The sequence below is a fragment of the Chthoniobacter sp. genome (assembly GCF_040003245.1).
Taxonomy (GTDB): Bacteria; Verrucomicrobiota; Verrucomicrobiia; order Chthoniobacterales; family Chthoniobacteraceae; genus Chthoniobacter.
Window position 1 is genome coordinate 1 of the sequence record NZ_JBDUCX010000312.1, and the last position, 7,075, is coordinate 7,075.

At 62.6% G+C, this 7,075-nt stretch carries 4 protein-coding genes and 1 pseudogene; all 5 read right to left on the reverse strand.

Going from position 1 to position 7,075, the window contains the following annotated elements; translation table 11 throughout:
• A pseudogene (locus ABJF10_RS27965) lies at positions 1-650 on the reverse strand (hypothetical protein); the annotation flags it as partial.
• 70 nt (positions 651-720) lie between these two features.
• Positions 721-2,145 carry a hypothetical protein gene (locus ABJF10_RS27970; RefSeq protein WP_348547911.1) on the reverse strand — a complete coding sequence of 475 codons (1,425 nt, stop codon included), beginning with the start codon at positions 2,143-2,145 and terminating at the stop codon, positions 721-723.
• A gap of 106 nt (positions 2,146-2,251) precedes the next feature.
• A complete protein-coding gene (gene ccsA, locus ABJF10_RS27975) occupies positions 2,252-4,213 on the reverse strand; it encodes a cytochrome c biogenesis protein CcsA (RefSeq protein ID WP_348547912.1) in 1,962 nt (653 codons plus the stop codon).
• On the reverse strand, positions 4,210-5,727 hold the full coding sequence (locus ABJF10_RS27980) for a cytochrome c biogenesis protein ResB (protein ID WP_348547913.1): 1,518 nt from the start codon (positions 5,725-5,727) through the stop codon (positions 4,210-4,212). Before ABJF10_RS27980 ends, ccsA begins: the two co-directional genes overlap by 4 nt.
• Positions 5,724-6,830: a hypothetical protein gene (locus ABJF10_RS27985; RefSeq protein WP_348547914.1), complete on the reverse strand. Its 1,107-nt coding sequence runs from the start codon at positions 6,828-6,830 to the stop codon at positions 5,724-5,726. The genes ABJF10_RS27980 and ABJF10_RS27985 overlap by 4 nt, the downstream gene beginning before the upstream one ends.
• Between the last annotated feature and the right edge of the window lie 245 nt (positions 6,831-7,075).

Consider the following 7,075-nt stretch of genomic DNA (forward strand, 5'->3'; position numbering starts at 1 on the left):
GCATACGGGCAGAAGACGGTGAAGCCGTTGTTTTCATACACGAGCCGCGTGCCGGTGCGGATTTCTTCGCTCAGGATGTCCTCGAAGATCGACCGCTTGCGCGTGTTGTAGAATTCGCGCGCGGTCTGCAGTTTGCGCTGGAGCAGCGGGGTGATCGTGGCCATCGCCAGGAGCTGGCTTACGCTGTGCCGCACCCGCCCGCCGGCCGGCATCCCGACGTCCTTCACGACGGTGAACGAACGCATCCGTGTGTCCTTCATGAGGTCGAGCATGCGCGTCTTCCACGCCGCGATGATGTGCTCGATCTGGGCCAGCGGCAGCTCTTCAAAAGGATTCGCCCCGGAATCTTCAATGACTACTTCGTGCGCGCCCACGCCATCCATGTGGTCGTAGAAGCCATCGGCCCGGCGCGAGGCATCGCCCTCCACGCGCAGTAGCGGCGCGCGATTTGGCACCACGCGCACCCGCCAGTCGGGTTGCGGTGTAGAGAGCAACGCGGGCCCGGTGAGATGCTCGGCTCCGGCGATGAACGGGCTCTGCTTCGCCGGCTCATCGTGCACCGAGCCAAACGCCGGCGGCACGGGGCGGGCGGCGGAAAAAATCGTCCACGCCTGGGTCAGCGGGTCGAGGCGCATTTCGGATTTGTCCATTCGTCAGGGGTAAGGTGTGCGCAAGGATTTCCGGGAATCCCCCGCGGCGCAAGGATTCGCTGCGCGTGCTTCAATGAAAGGCCGCGAGCGCCTCCGCCCATTCTGCACGGGGCGTGTCGATCAGGATCACTTCGTTCGCGTCCGTCTGGTGCAGGCGCAGGAAACGGGGGGCGTCCACCTCGTAACCATGCGTAATAATACGGGCGTCTGTGGGCTTGAAGCGAATTTCTAGCAATTTTTTTTCCGCGTCGAAAAATTCCGTCGCGTCCTGCGCACTCGCCCAAACGGTCTTCCACACCAGCGCCTCGCCGTCGGCATAGCAGAGGTAACGGTCGCCGCGCCAGCCCGTCGCCGCGCGTTCCCCGGTGGTCGCATCGACCCACTCGGTGAAGAGAATACGCGTCCCCATTTCGCCGACCGTGTTGTCCGCCGTGGGGAAGTGCCCTTTCACATTGAGCTCCGGCCACTCGATGGCGATCGGCTCTTCGGGCGGATCCGCCATGTACTTCTCCGGATGCAGGATCTGCGAGGTGGAGCTCGGCGGGTGCGCATACGCCTTCGACACTGCGTCGTAGCCACCCTGTCCAAAGAGCGCTGCGCAAAATTCCTGCCCGCGCAGATACGGAAACACCAGCATCTCGCGCAGGTAACGCGGCGCCGTTTCGAGCTGTTTCATGTTCTGCGTGAAGCTCGCCACCATGCTGTCCTTGAACATCTGCTTGGTCATGTTCTTGATCATGAATTCGCTCATCACGAGCGTGGCATCGCCCTCCACCAGCGCGCTCGCCGCCTCCGCGCGGTCGTCGTTCGTTTTCAATTCGAGCGGCATGCGATTGAGGCCGAAGTGCTGATCCTGCAAGGCATGCGTCAGCTCGTGCGCGAGGACCACTCGGTTCTGCGCATTCTCCAGCGTCGCGTCTTCATACATGAAAAGCTTGTGCTGGTGTTGGTCGTAAAACGCCGCCACCTGTTCGCTCAACAGGTCGATGTATTTTTGCCGCAGCGGATAGTTGGCCGGCAGCAGCGCGATCGCCGCCATCGCCTCCGCCATCTGGCTGAATTCCTTCTCCGAAAACACCTCCGCCAGTTTCCCCGCCATGGTCTGCTTGATCTGCTTGCGATTGAGCACTTCGTAGGTCACCGGCTCCTTGAACACGAGCCCGCGAATCTCCGTCACCTGCTTCTCGATCGGCTCGCGCAGGACCTTGTTGGCCGCGAGCGCCTTGTCGTGATCGTGCTTCGCCAGCACTTCGCGCAGCTTTTCATTTTCCGTGGTGACCGCCGTCACCGCCGCCGGAGAATAACTCTCCGCATGTGTCGCGGCGGCTGGCTTCCCGGGTTCCAGCACCGCCACCGCTTCCGCGAGACGGGCGTTCTCCTCGAGCAGCAATTGGAACTTCCGCTCCGCCAGCGGATCCTTCTTTTCGCACCCGCCACCGAGCAGGGCCAGGACAAAGGCTGCGCTGCAGGCGCGAAAACGGGAGGAGAAAAGCATGCGAGTCGGGAAGCTAAAGGCGCGCCAGCCCGCTGGCAACCATTGGCGATTTTGAGGCCGCCTCCGGGCCAGTGCTCCGGCAGCGATTTCCGTTCTGGCCGCCAGTCTACGCCGGCTGCGGCTGCGCGCCGCCGGGCGGCGTGGACGATTTGTCCGTCTTCGACGGTTTGCCTTCCAGCGGGCTGCGCCACAGATTCAGCGGCAGCATGCCGATGGCGATGAGCAGCAGCATCGCGCCATCAAAATAGATCAGCGTGTAAAAGGCCGCATCCGTGAAGCCATAGCTGTGCAGGCCGATGCCGAGCATGTTGGTTCCAAACCACGACCAGCTCGTCACGATGTTGCCGACGATCGCCAGGTTCAGCAGCCCGCGCTCGCGCACCAAGCCACCCCAGCGCGCATGCAGCACCAGCGCATTCCACAGCACGATGATGATCGCGCCATTTTCCTTCGGGTCCCAACCCCAGAAACGGCCCCAGCTTTGGTCGGCCCAAATACCACCGAGCACCGTGCCCACGAAGCTGAAGAGCGTCGCAAAGCAAATGATGCCATAGACCATTCGCGCCAGGCTGCGCTTGAGTTCCGGCGTGACGGCGGTGGTGAAAAAGCCGCGTACGACGAAGACGATCCCGAGGAACCCGGCGACGAAGGTCGAGGCATAGCCGAGCGTGACGGCGACCACATGCGTCGCGAGCCAGAAATTCGTGTCGAGCACCGCGCGCAGCATCTCCAACGTATCTTTTTCCAGCGCGAGATAATGGGCCACAATGAGGCACAAGGCGCTGATGACCGAGCCGACCACCACCCCGATTGAATTCCGCCAGAAACGCTCGAGGATGAGCCCGAGCACCGGTGCACCCCACGCGATGAACGTCGCCGAGGAATACAGGTTAATCACCGGCGGACGCCCGATCAGGATCATGCGGAAGACAATCCCAATCGTCGTCACGACCACGGCCAGCGACAGCAGATACACCGCCGTGCGCCGCAGCCATTCCCAATCCGTCGGCCGGAACCAATAGATGATCGCCGTGAGAAACGAGAAAATCGCGATGCTCATTGCGAGATAGAACAACTGGAGATGATTGAAATACGTCTCCTGCCCCGCCTCCTTGAGATTGGCATCGAGCCGGCCGGCCAGCGTGGCGCGATAGGTCTGCACCGCCTGGTTGAAGCCCGCTACGTCGTTCGCCCGAAAGTCCGCGCCCATCACCGCAAAGTGCGCGAGCGCAAAGTTCGGCGTGTCGCCACGCGCCACTTCCATCAGAGCCTGCCCGGTGCGCCGCCAGTCGTTGTCGTCATTGCCGGTTTCCGGCGGCAGGATCATCGCCATGCGCATTTCCAGTCGCTTGCCAAATTCATCGTAGTGCTCCATGCCATCGAAGCGCACCGCATCATTCATGAAGCGATCGAGCGCCGCTTCATCGAACGGTTTCTTGGCCTGCTGGGCCCGGTAGGCCGTGAGGCCCCCATCGCGATTCTCCAGGAACGTCCGCAGTTCCGCCGGCCAGTCGCGCGCATCGGGTGGCTGGAGCGTGGACTTGAGCTGCTGGTAGAGGAACGTCGCGCGCCACAGGTTCATCACCGCCTTGTCAAACTGGTTGCGGCTCGCGCTCGGCACCTCGCTCGCGCGTTGCGCTTCCTTGGTGAGCGCATCGCTCTTCGGCTGCAGTTGGTTCCAGGTGAAATGCTTCGCGTCGGTCTCGAATCCCCGGTCCATCGGCAGCCCGAGCAATCCCTTCAAGTCCGGATGATCAATGCGGAACACCGGACGCGTATCCGCCACCGCGGGATTCATCATCACTTCCATCAGCCACTGCGTCGCCGGGACGATCTGCGGCTTTTGATACCACTCCTTCCACGGCTCGTAGTTCGCCGTCTGTTTGCCGCGCAACTGGAGCAGCGCATTGCGCGCCAGCGAATCGATCGGCTGCCGCCGTCCGCCATTGAGGATCGGCAACTGGCCAAATTCGCGGACGGCAAATCCTTCTTCCTTCGGCACCGGCACCTTGCCGATGAGCCAGCCGACGAAGACGAGGGTGATGATGAGAGGCAGCCACTTTTTCATACGGGGCGACGTTTTTTGATGAAGGCGACGAGGTGATGGAGAAATTGCCAGAGCATTCCCGACGCGACTACTATGCACCCGATATAGGGCACGAGCCAACTGGGGTTGTGCACGACCTGCAGCACGCTCAAGCCGGGGGAGCGGTCGAATTCGTCCTTGGTCATCTGGTATTGATAGTAGGCGAGACCGTTGTAGCGCAGCGGATCGTTCATCGAGATCTCCGTCTCCCGGCTTTCCTTGCTCACCGGGTTCTCGATCAGCACGCGGCTGCGGAAATCCTTGGGAATGTCGCTGCCCGCATAGATCTTGTGCGTGGCTTTCACGAGCTTGATCGAATAGGGCAGGTACTGTCGCTGCTCGCGCAACGCCACCCGCACCGTCTTGTCGCCCACGGTCACCGGTTGATCGCGCAGATCCGTCGACATCAGCCAGGTTCCGAGGCTCTTTCCATCCGCCTCAAACTCCAGCACGGCATAAGGGAAAGCGCGCGTATCCATGTCCTTCACTTCCGGCAGCGCCACGATAGTCGCGCGAGACCCGGCGCCTTCGGTCGAGGCGGGAGGCAGCGTTTCCGGCGAAATTGTTTGGCCGGCGCCGATTTTGGACGCCGCGTAGCGCATCCCCCGAGCCGTGGTCGGATCCTCATTGTCTGGCATGTTGCTAAAGCGCCCCAACATCCCCGCGCGAAAGCGCGCCTTCAATTCCGTCCGCAGCTTGCCTTCCTTGTCCGGCTGCGCCGCCACCTTCTTCGCCGCGGCCACGATGTCCTGCACATCCGTTTCTCCCACGGCCTTCAGCGCCGCGCGCCAGACGTCCACCCGCCCCGGAGTTTCCGCCGCGCGCTCCGCTTGAGGCACGATCCCGTCCACCGTCGAAAACTCGCTATCCAGTGTCGCCAAAGCCGTGGTGATCTGCACCGCCGCCGCCAGCGCCTTCTGATGGGAAACCACTTCGCCGTTGGACGCATACTCCTTCACCTTCACGGTGAAGGGCAGGTTCGGGTTCGTAATGGTCCCGCCCTTCACGATGAGCGGATGGGGCACGGCCACGACCTGCTCGTGGTCCTTGTCGGTATCCGTCGTAAAGGCCAGCTCCGGGTAACGTGTGCGCTGGATGTAATTGTCCGTATCGCCCTCGTTGAGGATCATCTGCGATTCGACCTGGAGGAAATCCGTCGCGAGCTGGCCCAGCAGCAGGATGATGATCCCGAGGTGCGTGAGATGAATGCCCAGCTTCGACGTGCTCCACTGGAAGCGCTTGATGTGCGCGGCCACCAGATTGATCAGCAGCGCGCTCCCCACCAGCCGCCCTGCCGGCCAGATAAACCACGGCATGTGAAACCCCCACAGCGTCGTGCCCATGAGAATCCAGTGGCGGAAGTAGCGGTCCTGCACCTGATACAGCCCTTCATCCGCCTGCGCCACGGTGCCGACGAAAACGAGAACGATCGCGCAGACCAGCAGCACGATCGTGAGCCGGAGCGAAGTGAGGAATTTCCAAAGAGAACGGGTCATGGCTGGCTCTTGACGAATTGGACGAAGGTATCGTGCTCGGCGTTCACCACCGGGGCGTCGCCGACCATCTTGTAAAACCACCATTGCCCTTCGCGTGGCACGATGGCGCCGAGCAGACGGCGGTTATCTTTGCTGAGATCGGCCAGCATCGGTCCGGGCGCACCGTCGATATGGGCGCCGCCCAGGGTGGTCGCGCATTCCTGCAAGCCGGCTTCATCCACATCCTCCAGCCCAAGCTGTCGGCGCCAGCGGTTCACGTTGGCCAGCGTGCCGCCGGTATCGCTGGAGAAAACGCTCACCGACACGTCCGCCTTTCCGCCCTCCTTGGCCACGCTGAATTTCGCCACCTGCATCTGCCCGGCCGGCTGCTCCTGCCAGCCTTCGGGGGTCATCATATGCAGGCCCAGGGTCGGTTCGGACGCAGGCGGTGGCGGGGTCGGGGAAGGCGCCGGAGCCGCGGCGGCTGTCTCCGCCGTGCCGGGCTTGATCTTCACCGTCTTCAGGAAATTAAGGAACGCTTCCTTCTGGGAGGCGACCGCCTCCGCGCTGCCCTGCAGCTTATAGAACCAGCTCCCATCGTCCCGATGCACAAACGCCGTGATGATCTGTAGCGTCTGCCCGTCGCGCGCGCCCGTCACCTCGAAAAGCTTGCCCTGTTCTCCGCCGATATCCACCGGCGTCAGGCTGGCCGCCGCTGCCGGCTCCTCGAGGGGCGGCTGGTCCACCTGCTGCCGCCACATATTGACGATCACCGTGTCCTTGCCCTTCATCCCGGCCAGCGGCGTAATATTCACCATCGCGTCGCCTTTGGGCGTCGGAATACGAAAGTTCACCAGGCTGAACTCGCTTGGACCCGCATCCTGCCATCCCGGCGGCAATTGATAATCGAGCTTCGGTCGGGACGCCTTCGGCGCCGTCTTCGTGGCAGACTTCGCCTGCGCGTCACTCAGCTGGAGGGGCCGCTCTCCCGGGGGCGGCGTCGCCGCGGGCGCGTTCTTCGTGATCGTATAGACACGGATCTGCGGCTTCTCACAGGCCGAAAAAGGCAGCGCGCAAGCCGCCCCGCAGAGCGCGGCGATACGGAAGGTGGTGGGGCGGTTCATGAAAGAGGGGCAGGAGCAGTAGCCGAACTTCGGCCAGCACGCCAACGGCTTTTCGCGTGTACCGTCAATCCACCGCCCATCCCCTTCCTTAGCAGGCGGCCGTCCCCACCTCAGAGTAGTTTACGTAAAGCCGTAGCCGGCGCCGCCTCAGGTGCCCCCCTTGCGTGTCATTCTGAGCGGAGTGTAACGAAGTCGAAGAACCCCGTCGCTCTACGAACGATGATCGCTGGTTGTTCGACGGGATT